Source organism: Micromonospora sp. Utrum1 (assembly GCF_057197805.1).
Map to the genome: position 1 here is coordinate 467235 of NZ_CM170071.1, position 22167 is coordinate 489401.

The following is a 22167-nucleotide window of genomic DNA, read 5'->3' on the forward strand; positions in this document are numbered from 1 at the left end:
TCCCGGCGGTGCGGAATGCTGGCGGGATGGCGGAGCCGGAACTGGTGGATGTGGTCGTGGTCGGGCTCGGGGTCGGCGGCGAGGAGGTGGCCGGGCGACTCGCCGAGGCCGGCCTCACCGTCGTCGGGATCGAGCGGGACCTGGTCGGCGGCGAGTGCCCCTACTGGGGCTGTATCCCGAGCAAGATCATGATCCGGGCGGCCAACTCCCTCGCGGAGGCGCACCGGGTCAACGAACTTGCCGGCAGCGCCGAGGTACGACCCGACTGGGCGCCGGTCGCCCGGCGGATCCGCGAGGAGGCCACCGACACCTGGGACGACAAGGTCGCGGTGGACCGGTTCACCGGCAAGGGCGGCCGGTTCGTCCGGGGCACCGGCCGGCTCGACGGCCGGAACCGGGTACGCGTCGGCGAGCAGGTGTTCGAGGCCCGGTACGGAGTGGTCCTCGGCACCGGCACCCGCCCCTCGGTCCCGCCGATCGACGGGCTGGCCGACACCCCGTACTGGACCAACCACCAGGCCATCGAGGTCGAGGAGCTGCCGGAGTCGCTGCTGGTGCTGGGCGGCGGCGCGATCGGGCTGGAGCTGGCCCAGGTGTTCGCCCGGTTCGGTGTCCGGGTGACCGTGGTCGAGGCGGCCGACCGGGTGCTCGCCCTCGAGGAACCGGAGGCGTCCGAGATCGCCGCCACGGCGCTGCGCGCCGACGGGGTGGAGATCCACACCGGGGTCAAGGCCGAGCGGGTCGAGCACGACGGCGCGAGCTTCACCGTCCATGGCGGCGGCCGCACGTTCGGCAGCGAGAAGCTGCTCGTGGCGACCGGCCGCCGGGCGCACCTGGAGGAGTTGGGCCTGGAGACCGTGCAGGTGGACGCCAAGCAGCGCTACCTGCCGGTGGACGAGCGGATGCACGTCACCGAGGGGATCTGGGCGGTCGGCGACCTCACCGGCGAGGGCGCGTTCACGCACATCGCCATGTACCAGGCGGGCATCGTCGTCGCCGACCTGCTCGACCACATGGGGCGTACCAAGGGCGGCCCGGACCCCAGCGGCACCGCCAGCGTCATGGGCGGCGCGGCCGGCGCGGTCAGCGCGGTCGGCGGGGCGATGAGCACGGGATCGACCGTCGCGCCGGGCAGCGTGCCGGTCGCCGACTACCGGGCGCTGCCCCGGGTCACCTTCACCGATCCCGAGGTGGGCGCGGTCGGCCTCACCGAGCGGCAGGCCCGCGACCGCGGCATCAACGTCCAGATCGGCTACACCGACCTGACCTCCTCCACCCGCGGCTGGATCCACAAGGCCGGCAACGCCGGCTTCATCAAGCTGGTCGCCGACGCCGACCAGGGCGTGCTGATCGGCGCCACCTCGGTCGGCCCGGCCGGTGGCGAGGTGCTTTCCGCGCTCGTCGTGGCGGTGCACGCGGCCGTCCCGCTCAGCCAGCTCCGGCACATGATCTACGCGTACCCGACCTTCCACCGCGCCATCGAGGACGCCCTGCGCAACCTGAGGTGAGCCTCACCCGGCCGGCGCGCCGTGCCGGCCGGCGCCGGCCGTGAACCGGGCCGCGCCCTTCATCGCGTCGGTGACCAGGGACTCCATCCCGAAGGCGAGTTCGGTGGCCATCGCCTCCGGCTCGGGGAGGCCGGCGTTGGTCAGCAGCGCGGCCCGGTCGTTGCGGAGGCAGGTCTGCGGGTGCCGGGCTATCTCCGCGGCCAGCCGCTCGGCCTCCGCCCGGGCCGCACCCGGCGCGACCAGCCGGTTCACCAGACCCATCGCGTACGCCTCGTCGGCCGGGACCGGGCGGCCGGTGAGGATCAGGTCCATGGCCCGGCTCTCGCCGATCAGCCGGGGCAGCCGCACCGTCCCGCCGTCGATCAGCGGCACGCCCCAGCGCCGGCAGAAGACTCCGAGCACCGCGTCCGACTCGGCGATCCGCAGGTCGCACCAGAGCGCCAGCTCCAGGCCGCCGGCAACGGCGTACCCGGAGATCGCGGCGAGCACGGGCTTGGACAGGCGCATCCGGGTCGGGCCCATCGGGCCGTCGCCCTCGGGTTCGACGCGGTTGCCGCGCGGCGTGCCGATGGCCTTGAGGTCGGCGCCGGCGCAGAAGGTGCCGCCCGCGCCCCACAGCACGGCGACCGCCGCGTCCGGATCCGCCTCGAAGAACCGGAAGGCGTCGGCCAGGGCCCGGGCGGTCGGGCCGTCGACGGCGTTACGGGCCTCCGGCCGGTCCAGGATCACCGTGGTCACCGGCCCGGTGTGCTCGACGCGTACCCCCATCGGCTCAGCATGCCCTCGACGGCGCCCGCCGCGCCAGGATCCCCGCTCGCGTGCCGGCCGCCGGCCGGCGCGGCGGCGGCGCTAGCATCGGCGGCGGCAACGATCATGTGAGGTGCCCCGCGTGCGCGGGGAGAATCGGGAAGCCGGTGGAAATCCGGCACGGGCCCGCCGCGGTGACCGGGGAGTCCCCGTCCACGCGCGTCACGCGCAGCCACTGGCCGTACGGCCGGGAAGGCGGACGGTCAGGCGTCGATCCGGGAGTCCGAAGACCGGCCTCGCGTTCAGTCGCCCACCGGAGTGTGGGCCGAGTGCAGCGGGAGCCTGCCTGTGGACCTGTACGACGTCATCCACCGCCGTCGCGACGTACGCGCCGAGTTCACCGGGGAGCCGGTGCCGGACGACGCCCTGGAGCGGATCCTCACCGCCGCGCACGCCGCACCGAGCGTCGGCAACTCGCAGCCCTGGGACTTCGTCCTGGTCCGCGACCCGGAGACCCGGCGCCGGTTCCACGCGCACGTCCAGGTCGAGCGGGACACGTTCGCCGCCACGCTGGACGGCGCGGCGGCCGAGCGGTTCGCCCGCATCAAGATCGACGGGGTGCTGGAGTCGACCCTGTCGGTCGTGGTGACCTACGACCCGCAGCGGGGTGGGCCGGCGGTGCTCGGCCGGCACGCCATCGCCGACGCCGGCCTCTACTCGGTCTGCCTGGCCATCCAGAACCTCTGGCTGGCCGCCACCGCGGAGGGGCTCGGCGTCGGCTGGGTCTCCTTCTACCGCGAGCCGTTCCTGGCCGACCTGCTCGGCATCCCGCCCGGCATCCGGCCGGTCGCCTGGCTCTGCGTGGGTCCGGTCAGCCACCTCCAGACCGTCCCCGACCTGGTCCGGCACGGCTGGCGTACGCCCCGACCGCTGGCCGCCGCCGTGCACGCCGACCGCTGGTGCGGGCGGACGGGAACCACCCGATGGGGTGATCCGTTGTCGCCGCCCGGTTTGGGACCTCTCCTGCCGGGAAGTCGGACCACGTGCGCGAACTATTGACGAAGATCGAACAGAACGCCCGGCTCGACCGGGTCGGTGACCGGTTGCAGCGCGTCGTCCAGGGCACCCTGCGCGCCCAGCGGGTCCGGGACCTGCTGCACGGCGTCTGGCTGGGGCACCCGCTGCACCCGGCGATGGTGCAGGTGCCGGTCGGCGCCTGGATCTCGGCCGCCATCGTGGACCTGATGCCCGGCCAGCGCCGGGCGGCGACCGCGCTGGTCGGGGTCGGTACGGCCAGCGCGTTGCCGGCGGCGGTAGCCGGGCTCAACGACTGGGCCGCCCTCTCCCGCGACCAGCGCCGGATCGGTCTCGTGCACGCCGCCGCGAACACCATCGGCGTGACCCTCTACGCCAGCTCGCTGGCGGCCCGGCTCAACGGGCGGCACAACCTGGGTCGGGCGCTGGCCTACCTGGGGCTGTCGGCGGCGAGCACCGGGGCGTACCTGGGTGGGCACCTCGCTTACAAGCAGGGGGCGCAGGTCAGCCAGAGCATCTCCGAGCTGCATCTGGTCAGCGAGGGCTGGCACCCGCTCGGCGACATGTCGACCCTGCCGCAGCGGCAGCTCGTCACCCGGGAGATCGACGACGTCTCGGTGATCCTCTACCGGCACGGCGAGGACGTCACGGTGATGCTGGAGCGCTGCCCGCACCAGAGCGGCCCGCTCGGCGAGGGCGAGGTGCAGGAGATCGACGGCCACGCCTGCGTGGTCTGCCCCTGGCACGGCAGCACCTTCCGCCTCAACGGCGGCGAGGTCGTCCACGGCCCCTCCGGCAACGACCAGGTCGTCCTTCCCACCCGCGTCGTCAACGGCCGCCTCGAAGCCCGCCTTCCCTGACCCACGGCAGGATCTTGGACGGAATCGGCCCCTCCGGGGGCCGTTTCCGTCCAAGATCGTCGTCGCTGGCGTCAGTCCTTGCGGTGGCGGCCCACCATCAGGTCGCGGACCGTCGTGCGGGGCACGGTGCGGCGGCGGAGGCCCAGGACGGCACCGATCTGGGCGCCCACGATGCTCGCCACCGCCAGCACCGCAGAGATGGCCAGCGGGCGGTTGATCCCGTCGTCGACGGTGGCCCGGGAGGCCCCCGCCGACATGGCCGGCGCCTGCCCGGCCGGCGCCTCCACCGTGGGCGTGGTGTCCCGTGCGGACGGGTGCGGGGAAGGACTGCCCTTCGGCGTCGAGGACGCGCCGCCGCCCGGCCTCGCCACCGAGCCGGGAGCCGGGCGGGACGGGCTGGCCGGGGTGGCCACGAGCCGGCCGGTGGCGTGCCGGCGGGCACCGGCGTCCACCGCCCCCTCGGGCAGCTTGAGCAGTTGCCCCGGGCGGATCCGGTCCGGGTCGGCGAGCCGGTTGAGCCGGGCCACCTCGCGGTAGCGGTCGAAGTCGTCCAGGTAGCGCTCGGCCACCCCGCCCAGGTAGTCGCCCTTCGCCACCCGGTACACCGCCGGGTCGGTGGTCACCGAGGCGGCCCGGACCGGCGCGGCGAGCGCGGGGCCGGCCTGCGGGGCGACCACCGCCGGTGCCGCGGCGACCGGCTGCGGCGCGGCCAGGGTGGCGGCGCTCGCCGCGGCCGGGCCGGCCGCCAGGATCAGCGCCACCGAGCCGACCAGCGCGGCGGCGGCCCGCTGCTGGCGGCGCATCCCGGGCAGCCGGGGCGCCGGCCGGCGCAGCGTCGCCGCGAGGAGTTCCACCAGTACGGAGAAGGCGAACGTCGCCCACCCGAACCAGCCCACCACGGCGAGCGCGCGCAGGAAGAGCTGCCCGTCGTCGCGGCTGGTCAACGCCGTACCCACCTCGGCCAGGGTGGGCAGGTGGTCGGGGAGGGGGTTGCCGGCGAAGGCCAGCAGGGCGATCGGCCCCCCGAACAGCACCGCGCAGAGCACGGCGAGGGCGCCGAGTCCGGTGAGGACCTGGCCGGTCCGCCGGACGGCCGAGCGTTGCGATGCACCCATGGCTGCCTTCCCTTCCTACGGGGCTCCGGTGAGCGCCCGCGCGGTGGCCTCACCGGTGACGGTGGCGGTGTTCCGGAAGCCGAAGAGGCCGAGCAGGTCCCGGCGGTAGGTGATGCGGACGCGTACCTGGATCTGCCGCTCGCCGGCGACCACCGGGAAGTCGACGTCGTGGTCGCGGACCCCACCGGCGGCGCTCAGGTAGTCGGCGACGGCCTTGCGGGCGGCCACCTCGTCGATCTGCTTCGGGCCGCCCTCGATGGCGCGGGCCCGGTCGATCATCTGGCCGCCGCTGCGGGCCGCCTCGGCGGCCAGGTTGTCGGCGCGCTGCAACGAGCGGAGCTGCCCGGCGCCGTCGTACGCCAGGCTGATGATCACGAGTACGCCGGTCATGGCCACGGCCAGGAAGAGGCTCACCCGGCCGCTCTCCGACGCGCGTCGCCCGGTCACCGGCGGCTCCGGTAGATGTCCAGCGGGGAGGTGAAGCTCGCCGAGACGGTCTTGCCACCCGGCACCCCGGGCAGCCCGGGTGCCCGCAGATCGTCGAAGGAGACGGTGCAGGTCACCGTGACGGTGACCGTCGACGGCACCCCGGGCGCGCTGCGGTACGCGGCCACGAAGCTGGTCGCCCTGCCGCCCACCGAGCCGTGGAAGCCCAGCGCCGGCGGGGCGGTGCAGCGCAGCCCCGACCAGTCGAGCTGGCGCCGGGCCGCGTCGGTGGCCTCGGTCTCGCCGGTGTCCGCGTCCCGGGCGATCGAGGCGGCCCGGGCGGCGTCGTGCGCGGCCGACTCCACCGCCTCGTCGGCGACGGCCGTCCGGCCGGCCACCCCGGCCAGCACCATCAACCCGATGAAGGCGGGGGCGAGCACCGCCACCTCGATGGAGACGGAACCCCGGTCCCGCTGCCGCGCCATCGGCCTCACCCCGTCGTCCAGCGTTCGACCGGGCCGTGCGCGCTCTGCGAGACCGCGAAGTGCACGCCCGGAATCACCGACAGGGAGCGCCCGCTGACCGTGCAGGTGACCTCGGTGGCGGTCGCCGCGCAGGTGGGGCCGGGGGTCTGCCAGTCGACCAGCCAGTCCCCGGCGGCGCGCAGAAAGGTGCTGGCCCGATCCCGGCCCGCGTCCGGCGGGGCCTCGAGCGCCCGCTGGGCGTTCACCCCGGTCTGTGCCGCGTTGAGGGCGGTGGACCGGGCCACGAACCAGACGGCGAGCTGGATCGAGGCGAAGAGCAGCACCAGGATCGCCGGCATCACCACCGCCAGCTCGACCGGGTTGGCCCCCCGCTCGGGCCCGCCCGCGGCGAGCCGGTCCCGGAGGACGGTGGTGATCCGCCCCGGGCCGCCACGGCCGGTGGGCCGGCCGGCGGGTGCCAGCCGGCTCCGGTCGGTGCGGGCGGGGCGGGGCATCACGGGGCCTTCGGCGCCGTGTTGTTCGGGATGGCGTTCATCCAGTTGTTGGCCTTGGCCAGGGCGAGCCCGGTGACCGCCATGGCCACCGCGACCAGGCCGAAGATGATCACGGCGGTCGGCACCGGGCTGTCGCCCCGCTCGGTGTCCCGCCGCAGCTCGGCCAGGCGGCTGCTCACAGCGGCGTACAGGTAGGTGTAGAGGTGCACGGTCTTCTCCTTCTCGGGGTGGGTTCACAGACGGGCGAGTAACGGATAGACGGCGAAGCCGAGCAGGACGAAGACCAGCAGCGAGCCGGGGATGTCCAGTCGGCTGGTCACCCCCTCGGCCCGGGCCAGGTTGTCGGTCCGGATCTGGTCGCGCAGCGAGTCGGCGCGACTGCGCAGGGTCTCGTGCACCTGGGCGCCCTCGCTGCCGGAGGAGCGCATGATGGCCCCCACGTCGCCCAGCTCCGGAATGCCGATCCGGTCGGCCAGCTCCTGGAGTTCGTCCCAGGGCGAGTGCATCTGGAGCTGGGCGATCCGCAGCGCCTCCCGGATGCGGTCGAACACCCAGCCGTCACAGACCGCCGCCGCCCGTTCCAGCGACTGCACCGGGCCGTGCGCCGCGGAGAGCTGCAACGCCACGAGGTCCAGGTAGGTGCAGACCGCCTGGCGGAACTCGTCCCGCGCGGCGTCCGCTCTGGCCAGCACCGCCCGGTGCGCGAGCAGGCCGGCGACCAGCGCCAGCCCCAGGCTCCCCAGCACCGGTACGACCAGCGGCAGCGCCACCCCGCCCAGGAAGAGCACGGCCGACGCGACCGCCGGGGTGGCGAACCCGACCAGCGCCGAGAGCAGCACCGACAGGGCGTACTGCTCGGGGGTCCGGTCGAGCAGGGCGAGCTGCCGGTGCGGCGGGCGCAGCCAGCGGGAGACGCCGCCGAGCCAGTCCGGCCCGCGCCCGGCCACCGGGGCCCGGCCGGGCGGCTGGTGCAGCCGGCGCAACGCCGGGCCGAGCGCCGGGGTGGCCGGCAGCGCCTCGCGGACCACCAGGAACAGGCCGAGCCCGACCGCCGCCCCGCCCAGCATGGCGACCGTCAACTGCCAGTTGAGCATCATCGTGCCCGCCTTCCGTTCGCGACTGCGGAGCTCGCGAGTTCACTCCTCGCACTCACGCGATCGCCTCCTCCGGGTCGGGCGCTGGCAGGAAGCGCGCCGGGCGGGGCGGCTGGCTCATCGAGCGCACCCAGACCAGCAGCCCGACGAAGGCCGCCCCGAGCACCGCCATGACCAGCTGCCCGAAGACCGTCCCGTACGGCCGGACGTAGTCGCTGTTGACCAGCCCGTACGCGAGCGTGGCCAGCGTCATCCCGGTGAGGAAGCGGACCGCGAACCGGGGCTGCGTCCGCTTCGCCTCGACCTCCCGCCGGGTGGCCACCTCGGCCGAGGCGGCGGTGGCGATCGACCCGAGCACGTCGCCGAGGCGTTCGCCCCGGTCGGTGAGGTGCAGGATCAGCGCCGCCACCACCTGGTCGCAGACCGGGTCGGCGATCTCGTCGGCGAAGGCGAGCAGGGCGGACCTCGCCAGCCAGCCGGCCTGGAGGCGGGCCGCCAAGGTGCGTACCTCCTCCTGGATCTCCTCCGGCGCGGTGGCGATGGTGCCGATGATGGCCTGCTGGAGGCCCTGTCCGGTGCCGGAGATGTCCTTGAGCCGCCGGGTCCACTCGCCGACCGCCTCGATGCGGGCGATGGCCCGCTGCTCAGCCCGGCCCACCGCGAAGAGCCACGGCACCCCGGGCACCGCCAGCGCCACCAGCAGACCGACCACCGGCAGCCCGGTGAGCAGGAAAGCCAGCGCGCCGACCACCACCGCGGCGCCGAGCAGCAGCTGGTAGCGGCGCTGCTCCTGCCGGCTGACCCCCGAGCCGGTCCAGAGGCGGCTCAGCCCCGGCCCGGCGCCCGGCGTGGCTCCGGCGGGCCGGCGGGTGCCGACCAGCGCGACCACCGCCAGCACCAGCCCGGCGACGCACGCCGCCCCGGAGACCAGCGCGATCAGCTCGGTGGTCGTCATGAGCTGGCCTCCGTTCGCGACTCCGGGGCCCGCAAACCCGGCTCACTCCTCGCGCCCACAGCTACCGCCGCCCCAGCCGGGTGTGCCTCGGCCGCCGCCACGCGCCCGTGCCGGCCTCGATGAACCGGGTCAGCAGCCGGGCGTCGTAGCCGACCCGCAGCAGTTGGTCGCGGATCCGCTCGGGGAGGTGGCGGGGCACCGCCCGGCCGTCCGGCCCCGGGCCGAAGACACTGGTGGTGGTGATCCGGTTGCCCTCACCGACGCCGATGACCTCCTCGACGTGCGAGACGAAGCGGTGCTTGCGGCCGCCGATCGCGGTCTCGTCCTCGACCGTGACGTAGACGATCAGGTCCAGCGCGTTGCCGGCCATCCGGCGGGCCTGGTCGACCGTCATCTCCCGGCCGTGGGCCAGCGCCAGCTCGATGATCCGCTCGCCCACCCCGGCCGGGGTACGCGCGTGGATGGTGCACATCGACCCGCGGCTGGTGGTCATCGCCTGGAGCATCGGCACGATCTCCCGGGACCGCACCTCGCCGACGATGATCCGCAGCACTCCCATCCGCAGCGACACCGGGATCAGGTCGGCGATGCTGACCTCACCGGCGGGCCGGCCGTCCAGCCCGCGCTCGCCGTGCCCCTCGCGGGACTCGAAGCTCATCACCGCCCGGTGCTTGTGGCCGCGGCGGGTCGGCAGGAGCTCCCGGCTCTCCTCCAGCAGCACGTACGGCTCGTCGGCCGGGATCTCGTCCATCAGTGCCCGGATGACCGTGGTCTTCCCGGCCCCGGCCAGCCCGGCCACCATGATGTTCAACCCGGCCCGCATGGCGGCGCGGAGGAAGTCGCGCAGCAGCGGGTCGATCATCTCGTCCAGGTCGGGCCGGCCACCGGCGATGTCCTCCAGGCTCACCGCGAGCGTGTTGTGCTTGCGGATCACCGCGTACGGGCGGTGGCTGACCAGGAAGACCGCGGCGAGCCGGCTGCCGTCGGGCAGTTGCAGGTCGAGCGTCGGCTTGGAGGTGGAGAGCGAGCGCTCGGTCGCCCCGGCCCGGCGGGCCGCCGCCTGGAGGATCTCCACCAGCTCGTCGTCGCTGTCGGCGATCGGTTCGGCCCAGTCGACGCCGCCGCCGTGCCGGGTGATGCGCACCTGGTCGCAGCCGAGGATGTGCACCTCCTCGATGGTGTCGTCGACCAGCAGCGTCTGGAGCCGGCCCAGGCCGACCAGCTCGGCGGTCACCTGGTCGAGCAGCAGCCGCTCCTCGTCGGCGGCCATCGGCGTGCCGGCCCGGCGCACCGAGTCCGCGTACGCGGAGACCACCGCGACGGCCAGCCGGGCCCGCTCGACGTCCTCGGCGTCAGCGTCGAACTCCCGGCCGCGCTGCCAGAGGGTGAGTCGTTCGCTGAGTTCCCGGCGCAGCTCGCGGACCACCGCGAAGTCGACCCGGGGACGGGGCGGCGGGGGTGGCGGGGCGACCGGCACGGCGGGCGGCGGGGGCACGTGGTGCCGACCGTTCGGCGCGACCAGCGGCGGCACGGTGGGGGTGGCGCCGGGCTGCTGCCCGCGCGGGTCGTGGGAGACCGGTTCAAACCGCACCGGACACCCCCGGCGTGCTCGGCGCGGTCACGGCGCGCGGGGCCGGCGCTCCCGGCCAGGCCAGCCGGGCCCGCCGCCGGTCCAGCAGCGCCCGGACCGGCACCTCCAGCGCGCCGGCCGCGCGCATCAGCGGCCGGTTGGCGCGTACGGTGCCGCCGTGGCCGAGCACCCCGGCGGTACGCGGGTCGTGCGGCAGCCGGGCGATCACCGGCAGCCGCAGCGCTTTGCTGATCTCGCTGCCCCCGTGCCCCTCCCCGACCACCAGCAGGCGCAGGGTGCCCGGGGGGATCCGGTGTTCGGCGAAGTCGCGCTCGATGGCCTTGACCGTGGCGCGGGTGGCGGAGAGGTCGGGCAGGTGCGCACGGGTGACCAGCAGCACCACCGCTGCGGCCCGCAGCACCGGCCACGGTGGACCGCCGACCTGCAACCGGCCGCAGTCGACCAGCACGTCGTACGGGGGGACGCCGTTCTCCAGGCTGGTGAAGAAGTCGGCGAAGCGCTGCCAGAGCGGGCTGACGCTGCCCGCCTGGGCCGGGTCCACCACGCCCGGCAGCAGCAGCCGCTCCCGCTTCGGCGCGTCCAGGTCGACGAGCTGCGACCAGAAGGCGTTCTCCAGGTTGCCGTCCCGCAGCTCCCCGACGGCAAGCTCGCCGAGCCCGCGCGGGCCGTCGAGCGCCCCGCCCAGGTAGCCGGCGAGGACCGAACCGCCCGCCGGGTCGCACTCGGCCAGCACCAGCCGCCGGTGCCAGCTCAGCGCGGCGGCCAGCGCGGCCGTGGTGACCCCCGGCGAGCCCTTCGCCGAGACCAGGGCGATGATCGCCATCAGGCCGCCTCGGTGAGCACGAGCGCGATCCGGTCGTCCGCGGCCAGCGCCACCACGGCCGGCACGTCCCGGACCGCCAGCGCCAGGTAGACCACCACGTCGTCGTTCTCCGGCGCGGCGGTGTCGATCACCGTGGCCTCGAACCGGGTGCCGCCGCCGCGGCTCGCGCCGGCGCTGCCGGCGCTGGTGTCCGGGGTGCTGACCAGCAGCACCTTGTCGCCGGGGTGCAGCTTGCGGGCGGGCACCTGGCTCGGCTCCAGTCCCAGCGCGAGCTGCTGCTGACCGGGGCCGAGCAGCGACGCGTCGGTGAGCTGGGCCGGGGTCAGCAGCGTGCCCGGGGTGAGTCGGACGGCGGCCCGCAGGCCCAGCACCTCCTTGATCCGGTCGGCCGGCACGGGCTGGAGTTCCCGCCCGCCGGAGACCCGCACCGGGACCAGGTCGTCAGCGGTGAGCTGCCGGCCGACCTCGACCGGCCGGGCCACCGCGAGGTAGCTGCCGGTGGAGCGGACCGAGGTGACCGCGAAGGCCGAGCCCAGCCCGCCGAGGGCGATCAGCAGCACGGCCAGGCCGAGCAGGCCGGGGCGGATCCGCCGCTGCCGGACCACCTTGGGCGGCGCCACCGGCGCGTCCAACGGAGTCCCGTTCCGGGTCGCCACACTCACTGCGCCACCTCCGTTCGCGACTGCGGGGCTCGCAAAACCGGCTCACTCCTCGCGCTCACCGCGTCACCACCTGAAGTTCGTTGATCTCGACCGGGACGGTCCCGCTGACCCGGCTCTGGGCGATCTCGCCGCTCTCGCCCCCGCCGGACCACTCGACGGTCCAGAACGTGGTGGCGCTGACCTGATAGGTGCCGGCCCTGCCGTAGCCCTCGTCGTAACCGCAGTCGGGCGAGGTCAGGCCGGCCCGGGGGCCGTCGGCGCTGTACGGCGTGCCCGGTCCCGTGCAGGTGACCTTGGTGCCGTCGCCCATGGTCCAGACGATCCGGGTCACCCTGGCGGTGATCTCGACGGTCACCCCCCGGTCCGAGGCGGAGGCGTGCAGCGGTCCGAAGTAGGACGCCCCGTCGCTGGCCCACATCCAGACCGGCAGCCCGACCAGGCCGGGGCCCTTGCTGCGCCTCGGCGCGACCGCGACCCGGGGTGGCAGCAGCGAGATCGAGGCCAGCGCGCGGCGGGCCAGTTCCTCCGGGTCCGGCGGCGCGCCGTAGCCGGGCGGCGGCCCGTCGCGCAGCACGACGGTCTGCGCGCCCAGGTCACCGCCGTTGCAGGTCTGCACGTACCACTGCTTGCCCTCGGGCGCCTCGGGCTGGGGTTCGGCCAGCTTGTAGTAGCAGCCGTCGCCGTTGTTGAACCAGCCGAGCACGTTGTCGTAGCAGGGGATGACCCGGCCGTTCCACTGGCACTTCGCGGCGCCGCCGCCGTCCCCACCTCCGCCGCCGGGGTCGCCGCCACCGCCTGGTCCGCCCGGGGTGCCCGGCTCGTCGTCCCACACGTTGCAGTCGTTCTGCCCGGGCGGGCACTCGCCGCCGGGATTGCCGGCCCGGGCCGGCGCGCCGGTCAGCAGCAGCGCGGGGGCGCCGGCCAGCGCCAGCAGGAGCGCCAGAGCGGCGGTGAGCAGCAGCCGGCGGGGCGTCCCGGCCCGGGTCGGGCGGGCCGGGACACCCCTTCCTCCCCAGGTCAACACGGCTGGTCCTGGTGTCCGGCGCCGGCGCTGATCAGCCACCGCCCGTCGGGGTAGCGGGTCGCCGTGGCGGTGGCCAGGTAGCGCCCGCCGCGGGTGCCGGGGACGACCCGGCGGTCCTTGGCGTAGACGAGGCGGTAGCCGGTGGCGTCCAGGCAGTCCTGGATCTCCACGGTGGGCGGATCGGCGGCCAGGTTGACCGAGACCACGGTGGGATCGGAAACAAGTCGTCCGGTACGCATCGCGCCGTGCTCCTTCGCGTCACGAATTGCCATCCGCACCCGGGTCAGCAGCGGATCCGCCACGAATCGGGCCAGTGCGGGATGTCCGGGATCGCTGCGTGCGCTCGCTGCTCGGGACGCGTCGAGATAGCCGGAATAGGCGGCGAGCGCGGCTTTTCCGGCCTTCTCCTCCTCGGCGGTGGAATGCGCGGCGGGCGCCGCGGCGCGCCCGGTCAACGGGCGGGCCGCCGCCTCCGGCTCGGTGCCGCAGCCAACGGATGCGGCCAACAAAGCAAGGCTGAGCAGGCAGATTTCCCATCGGCGGGATTGCCGTGTGCGCAACGCCGGGCCCTCCTCGGTGGCGACCCGGAGTGGTCCCGTCAACGCACTCCGGGCAGGCGGAAGCACGCCCGGATGTGTACGGCCGGGCCACAACTGCTACCGCTGCATTTACCTGTACTGATCTTCAAAGAATGCGGATTGTTAAGTCTTCGGTCGGCCTCCGACGCCAATTGATCCGGGGGTTGCGTCGTACCCAAGGGGCGAGCATAGGCTGACGTCCGCCGATGCAACAGAGGCAATTCATTCGAACACTCTCAGTGATGACAGGCGGTGGCGGCCGGTGGGTGTCGGGACGATGACGAACGGCCCGCGGGCGGGTCGGCCAACGGCAGGAGTGCGCTCACCCGCACGTAACCCCGGGTGTCCCGGGCGCGGATCGTCGAGCGGCGGATTGGGCGGCAACGGCCCCCCTGGTCCGATCCGTCCCCCCGACCCCTGGCCCGGCCTTCCGTCGCCGGTGGCCGGTGGTCCCGGCCCGGCCCACCCTGGGTGGGCCGCCGTTTTCCGCGCCATCCGCGACACGGCGGTCGGGCGGAATTCACTCTGCGTGCTCCAGAGTGGAACCGTGCGCGACTGTCCGAGGGAGGCGGCGTGACCGCCGAACGGGTCCGCCCCACGGCACCGACGGTCCCCGCGCGCCGTCCGGTCGTCCGGCTGCTGGCCGGCCTTGCAGTCATACCGCTGCTCCGGATGGCGGTCGCCCGCTACGCCGTACCCCCGGGGTTGCCGGACCGGGCGGGGTGTGACGGCTGCGGCGCGCCGATCGGCCTGGACCGGCCGCTGCCGGCGCTCGGGCCGGCGGCCCGCTGCCCGTCCTGCCGGGCGCGGGTCGGCGCGGCGCCGCTGGTGGTCGAGGTGGCGCTGGCCGCGGCGGTGGCGGCGGTGGCGCTCACCGGCGGGCCGCCCGGCGCGCGGGTGGCGGTCGCCTGGTGGCTCGCCTGGGCGGTGCCGCTGGCCCTGGTCGACGCCGCGGTGCACCGGCTCCCCGACCGGCTGACCTGGCCGGCGGCCGCCGGGGTGTGGGCGCTGCTCGGGGTGGCCGGGCTGGCCGGGTCCGGTCCCGCGCCCTGGCTGCGCGCCACCGCGGCCGGGCTCGCGCTCGGCGCGGGCTTCGCGGCGACCACGCTGCTGCTCGGCCGGCGCGGGTTCGGCCTCGGCGACGCCAAGCTGGCGCTGGGTGCCGGGGCGCTGCTCGGCTGGCACGGCTGGCCGGTGCTGGTGGCGGGTCTGGTGCTCGCGGTCACCCTCTCCGCGGTGGCCGGCCTCGCGCTGCTCGCGGCGCGGCGGGTCCGCTGGTCCAGCCACCTGCCCTTCGGCCCGTTCCTCATCCTCGGCACCGCCCTCACCCTCGTCCTGACGACGTGAGCGGCGCCGGCGGCGAGCGGGTCAGCGCCGGGCGGGTCGCACGTCCGGGCGGGTGGCGGCGCGGCGGACCCGCCGGCGCAGCACGTCGGCCACCGGGCGGGCCAGCACCGGCGTGAGCAGGGTGCCGACCAGCGCGCCGAGCAGCAGGCCGACGGCCACGTCGTGCGGATAGTGCACGCCGACGAAGGTGCGGGAGAACGCGGCCAGCACGGCCAGCGGGACGGCCACCAGGCCGATCCGGCGGTGCAGCAGCAGCGCGGTGGCGGCCAGCGCGCCCGCGATGGTGGCGTGGTTGCTCGGGAACGACCAGTCGCCGGCCGGCGGGCAGTGCCCGGCCACGATGACCAGGTCGGCCGGGCTGCGGCAGGGCCGGTCCTCGGCGATCAGGGTCTTCAACCCCTCGCTGGAGGCGTACGCGCAGACCACCGCGACCGGGGCGGCCAGGGCGAGCGCCCGGCCCCGGAGGTCGCCGCCGACCAGCCGGGTCAGCGCGGCCAGCACCAGCAGGACCCCGAGCAGGACGACCGCCCCCTCGGTGAAGTGCAGGGCGAACCAGTGGACCGGTTCCGGCGTGCGGTCGGCGAACTCGACGATGTCGTGGTACCAGTCGGTACTGACATCCGGGACGTCGGTCACCACAGTGTCGGTCATGAATCACCTCACCAACTGTTCATACTCCGTTCACCCGGAGGGTGGTGGGGGAATGACTGTCAGGGCACCGAAGTCACAGGCGCCTCTCAGCCGGGTCTGATTCGGTGGCCGCGACGTACCGACCTCGGGAGGACCCGTGCCGCACAGCCCCCAGGGCGACGAGAGCTGGCGGATCCGCCGCACCGCGACGGATCTGGACCGGCTCGGCGAGACCGAGTCGATCTTCGCGCTGGGCAACGGCTGGGTGGGTTGGCGCGGCACCCTCGACGAGGGCGAGCCGTACGAGATGCCGGGCACCTACCTCAACGGGTTCCACGAGCAGCGCGAGGTGAGCTACCCCGAGGGCGGATACGCCTTCCCCGAGCAGAGCGACAGCGTGGTCAGCGCCCCCAACGCCGCGCTGGTCCGGCTCTGGGTCGGCGGTGAGCCGTTGGACCTGCGGACCGGGACGGTCCGGCGGCACGAGCGGGAGCTCGACCTGCGCGCAGGCGTGGTCCGCCGGGAGACCGAGTGGATCTCGCCGGGCGGGCGGGGTGTCCGGGTCCGCAGCACCCGGCTGGTCTCGCTGCCCCGCCGGCCGATCGCCGCGGTCGACTGGGAGGTCGAGCCGCTGGACGGCCCCGTCGAGGTACGCATCGGCGCCGACCTGCTCGCCAACGAGCGGGTGCCGGAACGCGCCGACGACCCGCGCGCCGCCGAGGTGATCCACGACCCGCTCACGGCCGAGACCGGCCGGCACGACGGCACCGACGGCGTGCTCCTGCACCGCACCGAGCGCAGCGCCCAGCGGGTCGCCGTCGCGGTCGCCCACCAGCTCGACGCGCCCGCGACGGTCGCCACCGACACCGCACTGAGCCCCGACCGGTTCCGGCTGGCGGTCAGCGGTTCGCTGCGCCCCGGGGAACGGATCCACATCACCAGGTTCGCCGCGTACGAGTGCGCGCACGTCGACGGCACCCCGGCCGACGAGCTGGCCGACCTGGTCGTCGCGGAGGCGGACGCGGCCCGGGCCGAGGGGTTCGCCGCCCTGCTCGCCGCGCAGCGGAGCGCCCTCGACGCCGCCTGGGCCACCGCCGACGTCGAGCTGGACGGCGACCCGGAACTCCAGCAGGCGGTCCGGTTCGCGGTGTTCCACCTGATCCAATCCGGCCGGGCCGACGGCGACCGGACCATCCCGGCCAAGGGGCTGACCGGCAACGGCTACGACGGGCACGTGCTCTGGGACACCGAGAGCTACGTGCTGCCGGTGCTGACGTACCTGGCGCCGGGGCTGGCCCGCTCGGCGCTGCGCTGGCGGCACGCGCACCTGCCCGAGGCCCGGGACCGCGCCGCCGAGCTGCGCCTGGCCGGGGCGACCTTCCCGTGGCGGACCCTCGGCGGCCGGGAGTGCTCCGGCTACTGGCCCGCGGGCAGCGCCGGGCTGCACGTCAACGCCGACATCGCCGACGCGGTGCTGCGCTACGTCGCGGCCACCGGCGACGACGGGTTCCTGGCCGAGTGCGGCGTCGAGCTGCTGGTGGAGACCGCCCGGCTGTGGCACCGCTACGGCCACTGGTCCGACACCGGCGCCTTCCACCTGACCGGGCTCACCGGACCCGACGAGTACTCCGCGCTGGTCGACGACAACCTCTTCACCAACCTGATGGCCCGGCGCAACCTGCGCGGCGCGGCCGACGCCGCCGAGCGCCTCCCGGAGGCGGCCGCCCGCCTCGGCGTCGACCCGGCCGAGGTCGCCGGCTGGCGGGCCGCCGCCGACGCGGTGCACGTCCCGTACGACGGCAAGCGCGGGGTGCACCAGCAGTCGGCCGGTTTCACCGAGCAGCCCGAGTGGGACTTCGCGAACACCGGCGAGGACGACTACCCCCTGCTGCTGCACTTCCCCTACCTGGAGCTGTACCGCCGGCAGGTGGTCAAGCAGGCCGATCTGGTGCTCGCGATGCTGCGCTGCCCCGGCGAGTTCACCGCCGACGAGAAGGCCCGCAACTTCGCCTACTACGAGGCCCGGACCGTCCGCGACTCCTCGCTGTCGGCCTCCGCGCAGGCGATCCTCGCCGCCGAGGTCGGCCACCTCGACCTGGCGTACGACCTGTTCGCCGAGACGGCGTTGCAGGACCTTGAAGACCTCGGCAACAAGACCGCCGACGGGCTGCACCTGGCCTCGCTGGCCGGTGCCTGGCTGGTGGTGGCGCAGGGCTTCGGCGGGCTGCGCGACGACCGGGGCGTGCTCTCCTTCGACCCGCGGCTGCCCCGCCGGATCACCCGGCTTGCCTTCCACCTGCGCTGGCACGGGCACCGGCTGCGGGTCACGCTGACCCCGGACACTGCCCGTTACGAGCTGCCGGACGCCGGCCCGGCCGACGCCGTCGAGGTGTGGCACCACGGCGAACGGCTCCGGGTGACCGGGGCGACGCCGGTCAGCCGGCCGATGCCACCGGTGCCGGACCCCGGTCCCGAGCCGCCGTCACCGCCCGGTCGTCGGCCGGCCCGGCGCGGTCAGGCGGACGTGGGCGGCGCGGCCTGACTCGGCACGCCCGACATCCGCTCGACGATCTCCTCCAGCGCCTCGAAGGCGTACGCCCAGTTGTGGCACTTGAAGCTGCGCAGCCCTTCGATCGGGGTGCGGCAGTCGGCGCAGTGCACGCCGGGGATCGCGGCCGGCACCTCGGTGTTGACGTACTTGCGCTCGCCGAGGATGACCCGCGCGATCATTCCCCGGTCGTGCACCCCGTGCAGGGCCGAGGAGACGATGTCGTACCAGTTCACCCGGCGACCGCACTTCGGGCAGTCCGGCTCGTCGCCGCTGACCCACAACGGGGCGCCGATGCTCCGCGCCGGCATGTTGAGCAGCTTCTCCAGCCGGCGCACGTCCGACTCCGGCGTGGTCCAGCGGTGCCGGCCCGGCAGCGAGGCCGGTGAGTCGTAGACGGCGCGGAACACCACCGGGTCGACCTCCACGGTCTCCCGTCCACTGGTCATCGGTACCTCCTCGGCTCGGCTGGTCCCACCGTCGTACCAGGTGAACGGCGTCGGCAGCCGGATCATGGACACGACGGGTCAGCGGTGTGTCGCCCAGAGCGCTACAGACCAGGGCGAGGTCGCTGCCCCGGTCAGCTCACCGCGGCCCGGCGGACGGCCTCGGCGGCCAGCCGGGACCGGCGCCGGTCGTCGTTGCTGAGCAAGCCGAACTTGTCGTAGAGCCGGGTCAGGTGCTTCTTCACCGCGCTCTCGCTGACGCCCAGCGCGCCGGCCAGCGCCCGCACCGCCGGCGGCTCCGGGAAGGTGTCGCCCCCGGCCAGATACGGGCGGCACAGCGCGTCGAGCAGCTCCCGTTCCCGGCGGGTCAGCGCCGGCGGGGCGGGCGGCGGCTCGACGCCCACCGTGCAGGTGCCGGTGAGCTGCCCGGGGGCCCGGAACACCAGCCGCGCCGGCCCGATCTCCACCCGGTCGCCGTCGTGCAGGGTGCGGGCCTCGCGCAGCGGCGCCCCGTTGACCGTGGTGCCGTTGGTGCTGCCCAGGTCGCGGATGATCCAGCCGGACGGGAAGCGCTCGACCAGCGCGTGCAGCCGGGAGACCAGCCGGCTGTCGATGGGCAGCTCGTTGCCGGGGGCCCGGCCGATGGTCAGGGCGTCCACGCTGAGCGGGACGAGGCGCACCGGGCCGCTGCCGTGCACCTCGAACCAGCCGCCGGTCACCGGTCGCACCACGGCTCGGTGGTCGCCGTGGTCACCGCGCCCGAGCGGGTGACGGTCGCCGTCGCCGTGGCCGTGACGCACCGCCCCGCCGACGGCCAGGGCTCGGTCCACAGCTCGTACGGCTGGCCGGTGGCGCGCTGCCGCGCCCGCGGCCCGCCCGCCCGCACCGCCAGGTCGACGGTCCAGGTGCCGCCGCCGGCCGACACGTTGTCCCGGTACTGCTTCCACACCCAGACGTAGGCCATCGCGGCCCGGCAGCTCGGCGACCAGTACTGCTTGACCGAGATGGCACGCAGCCCGCCCGCGTACCCGTAGGCGGAGGTGCCGATCTGGTAGGCGTCGGCGTAGCAGCGGCCGGGCGGGGCGTCGTCCTGGCTGGCCTTGCGGGGCGTGGCCGTGCCGGCGAGCGGCGTGGTGAGCCGCCGGCCGGCCACGGTCAGCTCCAGCACCGCCCGCACCGGGCCGGCCACCCGGGGCACGGCGACCAGCCGCACCTCGCAGCCGGCCCCCGGGGCGAGCCGGCGCGACCCGCACCCGTCCGCGACGACCCGCAGCTCGCCCCGGGCCGGGCCACCCACCGTCACCCCGCCCAGGACCACCGGGTGGCCGGTGCGGTTGCGCACCCGCACCGGTCGCTCCGCCGACTCCGCGTACAGGGTCAGCTCGCCCAGCTCGACCCGCTCGGGCAGGGTCACCGGGGCGGGTGGGGGCGGGGCCTGCGCGTACCCGGTGGCCAGCACCGCCGCCACCGCCACGAGCAGGCCGACCGCCCGGCGCAGCGCGCGCCGGCGTACCCCGGAGGGCCGCGCCACCGTGGCGGAGAGGGCGAGGGCCGCGCGGCGGCGGGCCGAGAGCGACGGGGCCGGGCCGGCCGGCGGTGTCGGCCGTGCCCCGGCGTCGGCCGCCACGTCGCCGGGGACGAACGGGGTCACCGGCAGCCCGGCCGCCGCCTGCGCCGCCCGCAACTCCCCGGCGAACTCCGCGACCGACGCCGGCCGCCGCGCCGGATCCTTGGCCAGCGCGCGCTCCAGCGCCGCACACACCCCATCGGGTACGCCGAGCGGGCGCAGGTCCGGCACCGGGTCGGCGGCGATCCGGCGCAGCAGGGCATCGGTGGATTCCCCCTCGGTGGGGGCGAAGGGCGGGGCGCCGCGGATCCAGTGCAGCACGGTCGAGGCCAGCGCGTAGACGTCGGCGGCCACCGAGGTCGGCTCGCCGCGCAGCACCTCCGGTGCGGCGTGCAGCACGCTCGCGGTCACCGTCCCGCGGATGCCGGGGGCGCTCCGTGCCGGGGCGGGCCTGGCCGAAGTCGGCCAGCTTCGGCTCCCCGTACGCGGAGACCAGGATGTTCTCGGGCTTCACGTCGCGGTGCAGGACCCCGGCCCGGTGCGCGGTCTCCAGCGCGCCGGCCACCGCGATGCCTCCAGCGACGGCCGCCCGCCAGTCACCCGCCCCTGCGCGGCGCAGCCGCTCGCCCAGCGAGCCGCCCTCCTCGTACGCCATCAGCAGGTACGGATTGCCGGCGGCGGTCCGGCCGGCCTGGTGCAGCGTGACGATGTGCGGATGGTCGGAGAGCCGGCCCAGGGTGCGCAGCTCCCGCTCGAAGCGGGCCCGCGACGGCCCGGCCCAGTCGGCGGCGAGCACCTTCACGGCCACCCAGCGGGAGTAGTCGGCCTGCCAGGCCCGGTAGACCACGCCGAACCCGCCCCGCCCGACCTCGACGGCGTCGGTGCACCCGGCGATCCCCAGGTCGATGCCGGGGCCGGAGCCGGCATCGGGCCGGTGCGTCACCGGCTGTTCGCTGTGGACCATCGCCACTGAATGCTACCGACGGGTCGGGACGGCCTCCGGCGGTCGGGTGCACCCTTCGGCGCCGACGCCGACGGTCCGTGCCCCGGCCAGGGCACGGACCGTCGAGTGTCGCCACCGGGGCCGGCCGGTCGGCCGGCCCCGCCCCCCTCGGCGGATCGGTGGTCGTTGTGGAACCAGGGGTGTCCCGGGCCGCCCCCAGGCCCGGCCCGGGACGTCGGGCGGGCGAAGGTCAGCAGACCGTGCTGGTCGACCCGCCCGTCGAGTTCAGGTAGCCGGTGACGTGGGTGCAGTGCGCGGCGGTGTTCGCCGGCCTGCCCCACAGCTCCGCCCGGGTGGTGTTGCTCAGCTCGCCCACCCCGTAGTCGGTGCCGCTGTCCGACTCGTCGATGACGTGCACGTACAGGTCCCAGCTCGAGTGGCTGGCCCGGTACTGCTCCCAGACGTAGATGTAGGCGTAGTTGTAACCGCAGCCGTAGTACTGCTTCACCGACGCGGCCTGCATACCGCCGACCGTCAGCACCCGGGTCGTGCCGATCTGGCGGACGCTGGAGCAGCTCGCCGGGGTGCTGGCCAGCGCCGGGGACGCGTCGACCACGGCCACGGCGCTGGCGGCGAGGGCCACGGTCGCGCTGGCGAGGGTACGGCGGAGCATCGACATGGGAAACCCTGCTTTCTCTCAAGATCCCGTCGTCAGAGAGACAACCAGGGTCGGTGCGCGGCCGACAGGTGACGAAGCGGGGAGGGTTTGCTCCCCTGCCGTGCCGGCGTCGACGACGTACCCGCCGGCCCACGCCTCGAACTACCGACGCTCGCCAGCGTCCGTCTCCGCCCACAGCGCCTCGAGGTCAAACGGCTGGTCGCTCGCAGAAACGGGGTCTGGAGCGGAGTCGTCAGAGGGGCCAGCGAACCACTTCCGTGACGACTCGGGCACCAGCAGCAGTACGGCGACGGCCAGGGCTGCCACCATGTTGCCGGCCCCGCAGCCGTCCGATCCCGGCCGGCTCGAAAAAGCCGACTATCAGGTTGCCGGCCATCCCCAGGACGACGACGCCCTGCGCCAACGGGTTACCCCGCCACACGCCGTAGATCAATGCGGCGCCAATGGCGGTGACGATCAGGCTGCCGGTGATATTGACGGCGTCGGTCCAAGGTACATAAGCGACGACCGTGACGTAGCCCACGGTCAGGACCGCCAGCGCAGCCAACACCGGGCGCGGCGGGCGGACCTTCGTCTGCTGGATCACCGGCGCATCGTACGGTGGCAACCT

At 75.0% G+C, this 22167-nt stretch carries 23 protein-coding genes, 2 pseudogenes and 1 riboswitch; of the genes and pseudogenes, 5 read left to right on the forward strand and 20 right to left on the reverse strand.

Translation table 11 applies throughout. The annotated features are described in order from the left end of the window. The first annotated feature begins 26 nt into the window (after positions 1-26). Positions 27-1508 (forward strand): dihydrolipoyl dehydrogenase family protein, encoded by a 1482-nt coding sequence (locus AC0OLQ_RS02280; protein WP_484530003.1) that lies wholly within the window; start codon positions 27-29, stop codon positions 1506-1508. Between the two features lie 3 nt (positions 1509-1511). On the opposite strand, the gene AC0OLQ_RS02285 is transcribed toward AC0OLQ_RS02280, so the two are convergent. Continuing rightward, positions 1512-2276, reverse strand: coding sequence for a crotonase/enoyl-CoA hydratase family protein (locus AC0OLQ_RS02285; RefSeq protein ID WP_484530004.1), 765 nt, complete (start codon positions 2274-2276; stop codon positions 1512-1514). A gap of 98 nt (positions 2277-2374) precedes the next feature. After that, positions 2375-2568: riboswitch (cobalamin riboswitch) on the forward strand. A gap of 35 nt (positions 2569-2603) precedes the next feature. On the opposite strand from AC0OLQ_RS02285, the pseudogene bluB reads away from it, so the two are divergent. Continuing rightward, positions 2604-3215: pseudogene (bluB, locus tag AC0OLQ_RS02290) on the forward strand (5,6-dimethylbenzimidazole synthase); the annotation flags it as partial. 83 nt (positions 3216-3298) lie between these two features. Then, complete coding sequence (locus AC0OLQ_RS02295; RefSeq protein WP_484530005.1) at positions 3299-4150, forward strand: Rieske (2Fe-2S) protein; 852 nt, start codon at positions 3299-3301, stop codon at positions 4148-4150. Positions 4151-4221: 71 nt separating this feature from the next. Here the strand turns inward: AC0OLQ_RS02295 and AC0OLQ_RS02300 are convergent, their stop codons facing one another. The 12 genes from AC0OLQ_RS02300 to AC0OLQ_RS02355 form a co-directional block, all read right to left on the reverse strand. After that, complete coding sequence (locus tag AC0OLQ_RS02300; protein ID WP_484530006.1) at positions 4222-5265, reverse strand: LysM peptidoglycan-binding domain-containing protein; 1044 nt, start codon at positions 5263-5265, stop codon at positions 4222-4224. Between the two features lie 15 nt (positions 5266-5280). After that, complete coding sequence (locus tag AC0OLQ_RS02305; RefSeq protein WP_484532244.1) at positions 5281-5655, reverse strand: hypothetical protein; 375 nt, start codon at positions 5653-5655, stop codon at positions 5281-5283. Between the two features lie 53 nt (positions 5656-5708). Beyond that, the gene (locus tag AC0OLQ_RS02310; protein ID WP_484530007.1) at positions 5709-6176 is read right to left on the reverse strand and encodes a TadE/TadG family type IV pilus assembly protein; all 468 of its coding nucleotides are present in this window, start codon (positions 6174-6176) and stop codon (positions 5709-5711) included. A 5-nt stretch (positions 6177-6181) separates the two neighbouring features. Further along, positions 6182-6670, reverse strand: coding sequence for a TadE family protein (locus AC0OLQ_RS02315; protein ID WP_484530008.1), 489 nt, complete (start codon positions 6668-6670; stop codon positions 6182-6184). Further along, positions 6670-6879 carry a hypothetical protein gene (locus AC0OLQ_RS02320; RefSeq protein ID WP_484530009.1) on the reverse strand — a complete coding sequence of 70 codons (210 nt, stop codon included), beginning with the start codon at positions 6877-6879 and terminating at the stop codon, positions 6670-6672. Before AC0OLQ_RS02320 ends, AC0OLQ_RS02315 begins: the two co-directional genes overlap by 1 nt. Positions 6880-6903: 24 nt before the next feature. Continuing rightward, positions 6904-7764: a type II secretion system F family protein gene (locus AC0OLQ_RS02325; RefSeq protein WP_484532245.1), complete on the reverse strand. Its 861-nt coding sequence runs from the start codon at positions 7762-7764 to the stop codon at positions 6904-6906. A gap of 55 nt (positions 7765-7819) precedes the next feature. Next, positions 7820-8719, reverse strand: a complete 900-nt coding sequence (locus AC0OLQ_RS02330; protein WP_484530010.1) for a type II secretion system F family protein — start codon at positions 8717-8719, stop codon at positions 7820-7822. A 61-nt stretch (positions 8720-8780) separates the two neighbouring features. Continuing rightward, on the reverse strand, positions 8781-10310 hold the full coding sequence (locus AC0OLQ_RS02335; protein WP_484530011.1) for a TadA family conjugal transfer-associated ATPase: 1530 nt from the start codon (positions 10308-10310) through the stop codon (positions 8781-8783). Next, entirely contained in the window at positions 10300-11133 is an 834-nt protein-coding gene (locus AC0OLQ_RS02340) for a CpaE/TadZ family protein (RefSeq protein WP_484530012.1), read from the reverse strand. The genes AC0OLQ_RS02335 and AC0OLQ_RS02340 overlap by 11 nt, the downstream gene beginning before the upstream one ends. Next, the gene (locus AC0OLQ_RS02345; protein WP_484530013.1) at positions 11133-11795 is read right to left on the reverse strand and encodes an SAF domain-containing protein; all 663 of its coding nucleotides are present in this window, start codon (positions 11793-11795) and stop codon (positions 11133-11135) included. Before AC0OLQ_RS02345 ends, AC0OLQ_RS02340 begins: the two co-directional genes overlap by 1 nt. Positions 11796-11850: 55 nt before the next feature. Further along, positions 11851-12819, reverse strand: a complete 969-nt coding sequence (locus AC0OLQ_RS02350) for a hypothetical protein (protein ID WP_484530014.1) — start codon at positions 12817-12819, stop codon at positions 11851-11853. Then, positions 12813-13379, reverse strand: coding sequence for a hypothetical protein (locus tag AC0OLQ_RS02355; protein WP_484532246.1), 567 nt, complete (start codon positions 13377-13379; stop codon positions 12813-12815). Before AC0OLQ_RS02355 ends, AC0OLQ_RS02350 begins: the two co-directional genes overlap by 7 nt. A gap of 690 nt (positions 13380-14069) precedes the next feature. On the opposite strand from AC0OLQ_RS02355, the gene AC0OLQ_RS02360 reads away from it, so the two are divergent. Then, positions 14070-14744, forward strand: a complete 675-nt coding sequence (locus tag AC0OLQ_RS02360) for a prepilin peptidase (RefSeq protein ID WP_484532247.1) — start codon at positions 14070-14072, stop codon at positions 14742-14744. 21 nt (positions 14745-14765) lie between these two features. Here AC0OLQ_RS02360 and AC0OLQ_RS02365 read toward each other — a convergent pair whose 3' ends face one another. Continuing rightward, positions 14766-15395, reverse strand: a complete 630-nt coding sequence (locus AC0OLQ_RS02365; protein WP_484530015.1) for a phosphatase PAP2 family protein — start codon at positions 15393-15395, stop codon at positions 14766-14768. Positions 15396-15531: 136 nt separating this feature from the next. On the opposite strand from AC0OLQ_RS02365, the gene AC0OLQ_RS02370 reads away from it, so the two are divergent. Continuing rightward, complete coding sequence (locus AC0OLQ_RS02370) at positions 15532-17916, forward strand: glycoside hydrolase family 65 protein (RefSeq protein ID WP_484530016.1); 2385 nt, start codon at positions 15532-15534, stop codon at positions 17914-17916. On the opposite strand, the gene AC0OLQ_RS02375 is transcribed toward AC0OLQ_RS02370, so the two are convergent. From AC0OLQ_RS02375 to AC0OLQ_RS02400, 6 genes and pseudogenes are all read right to left on the reverse strand, one after another. Next, complete coding sequence (locus AC0OLQ_RS02375; RefSeq protein WP_357332312.1) at positions 17889-18371, reverse strand: hypothetical protein; 483 nt, start codon at positions 18369-18371, stop codon at positions 17889-17891. The genes AC0OLQ_RS02370 and AC0OLQ_RS02375 overlap by 28 nt on opposite strands. Positions 18372-18502: 131 nt before the next feature. Next, positions 18503-19099 (reverse strand): FHA domain-containing protein, encoded by a 597-nt coding sequence (locus tag AC0OLQ_RS02380; RefSeq protein WP_484532248.1) that lies wholly within the window; start codon positions 19097-19099, stop codon positions 18503-18505. Then, entirely contained in the window at positions 19084-20346 is a 1263-nt protein-coding gene (locus tag AC0OLQ_RS02385; RefSeq protein ID WP_484530017.1) for a serine/threonine-protein kinase, read from the reverse strand. Before AC0OLQ_RS02385 ends, AC0OLQ_RS02380 begins: the two co-directional genes overlap by 16 nt. An 88-nt stretch (positions 20347-20434) precedes the next feature. After that, a pseudogene (locus tag AC0OLQ_RS02390) lies at positions 20435-20899 on the reverse strand (protein kinase domain-containing protein); the annotation flags it as partial. Between the two features lie 229 nt (positions 20900-21128). Continuing rightward, on the reverse strand, positions 21129-21557 hold the full coding sequence (locus AC0OLQ_RS02395) for a hypothetical protein (RefSeq protein ID WP_357332318.1): 429 nt from the start codon (positions 21555-21557) through the stop codon (positions 21129-21131). A gap of 232 nt (positions 21558-21789) precedes the next feature. Further along, a complete protein-coding gene (locus tag AC0OLQ_RS02400) occupies positions 21790-22143 on the reverse strand; it encodes a hypothetical protein (RefSeq protein WP_484530018.1) in 354 nt (117 codons plus the stop codon). Between the last annotated feature and the right edge of the window lie 24 nt (positions 22144-22167).

Coding starts and splice junctions, on each gene's coding strand:
- AC0OLQ_RS02365 (WP_484530015.1), bottom strand. CDS start 15,395: ATGACCGACACTGTGGTGACCGACGTCCCGGATGTCAGTACCGACTGG.
- AC0OLQ_RS02375 (WP_357332312.1), bottom strand. CDS start 18,371: ATGACCAGTGGACGGGAGACCGTGGAGGTCGACCCGGTGGTGTTCCGC.
- AC0OLQ_RS02325 (WP_484532245.1), bottom strand. CDS start 7,764: ATGCTCAACTGGCAGTTGACGGTCGCCATGCTGGGCGGGGCGGCGGTC.
- AC0OLQ_RS02280 (WP_484530003.1), top strand. CDS start 27: ATGGCGGAGCCGGAACTGGTGGATGTGGTCGTGGTCGGGCTCGGGGTC.
- AC0OLQ_RS02330 (WP_484530010.1), bottom strand. CDS start 8,719: ATGACGACCACCGAGCTGATCGCGCTGGTCTCCGGGGCGGCGTGCGTC.
- AC0OLQ_RS02360 (WP_484532247.1), top strand. CDS start 14,070: ATGGCGGTCGCCCGCTACGCCGTACCCCCGGGGTTGCCGGACCGGGCG.
- AC0OLQ_RS02285 (WP_484530004.1), bottom strand. CDS start 2,276: ATGGGGGTACGCGTCGAGCACACCGGGCCGGTGACCACGGTGATCCTG.
- AC0OLQ_RS02395 (WP_357332318.1), bottom strand. CDS start 21,557: ATGTCGATGCTCCGCCGTACCCTCGCCAGCGCGACCGTGGCCCTCGCC.
- AC0OLQ_RS02315 (WP_484530008.1), bottom strand. CDS start 6,670: ATGCCCCGCCCCGCCCGCACCGACCGGAGCCGGCTGGCACCCGCCGGC.
- AC0OLQ_RS02310 (WP_484530007.1), bottom strand. CDS start 6,176: ATGGCGCGGCAGCGGGACCGGGGTTCCGTCTCCATCGAGGTGGCGGTG.
- AC0OLQ_RS02340 (WP_484530012.1), bottom strand. CDS start 11,133: ATGGCGATCATCGCCCTGGTCTCGGCGAAGGGCTCGCCGGGGGTCACC.
- AC0OLQ_RS02300 (WP_484530006.1), bottom strand. CDS start 5,265: ATGGGTGCATCGCAACGCTCGGCCGTCCGGCGGACCGGCCAGGTCCTC.
- AC0OLQ_RS02305 (WP_484532244.1), bottom strand. CDS start 5,655: ATGACCGGCGTACTCGTGATCATCAGCCTGGCGTACGACGGCGCCGGG.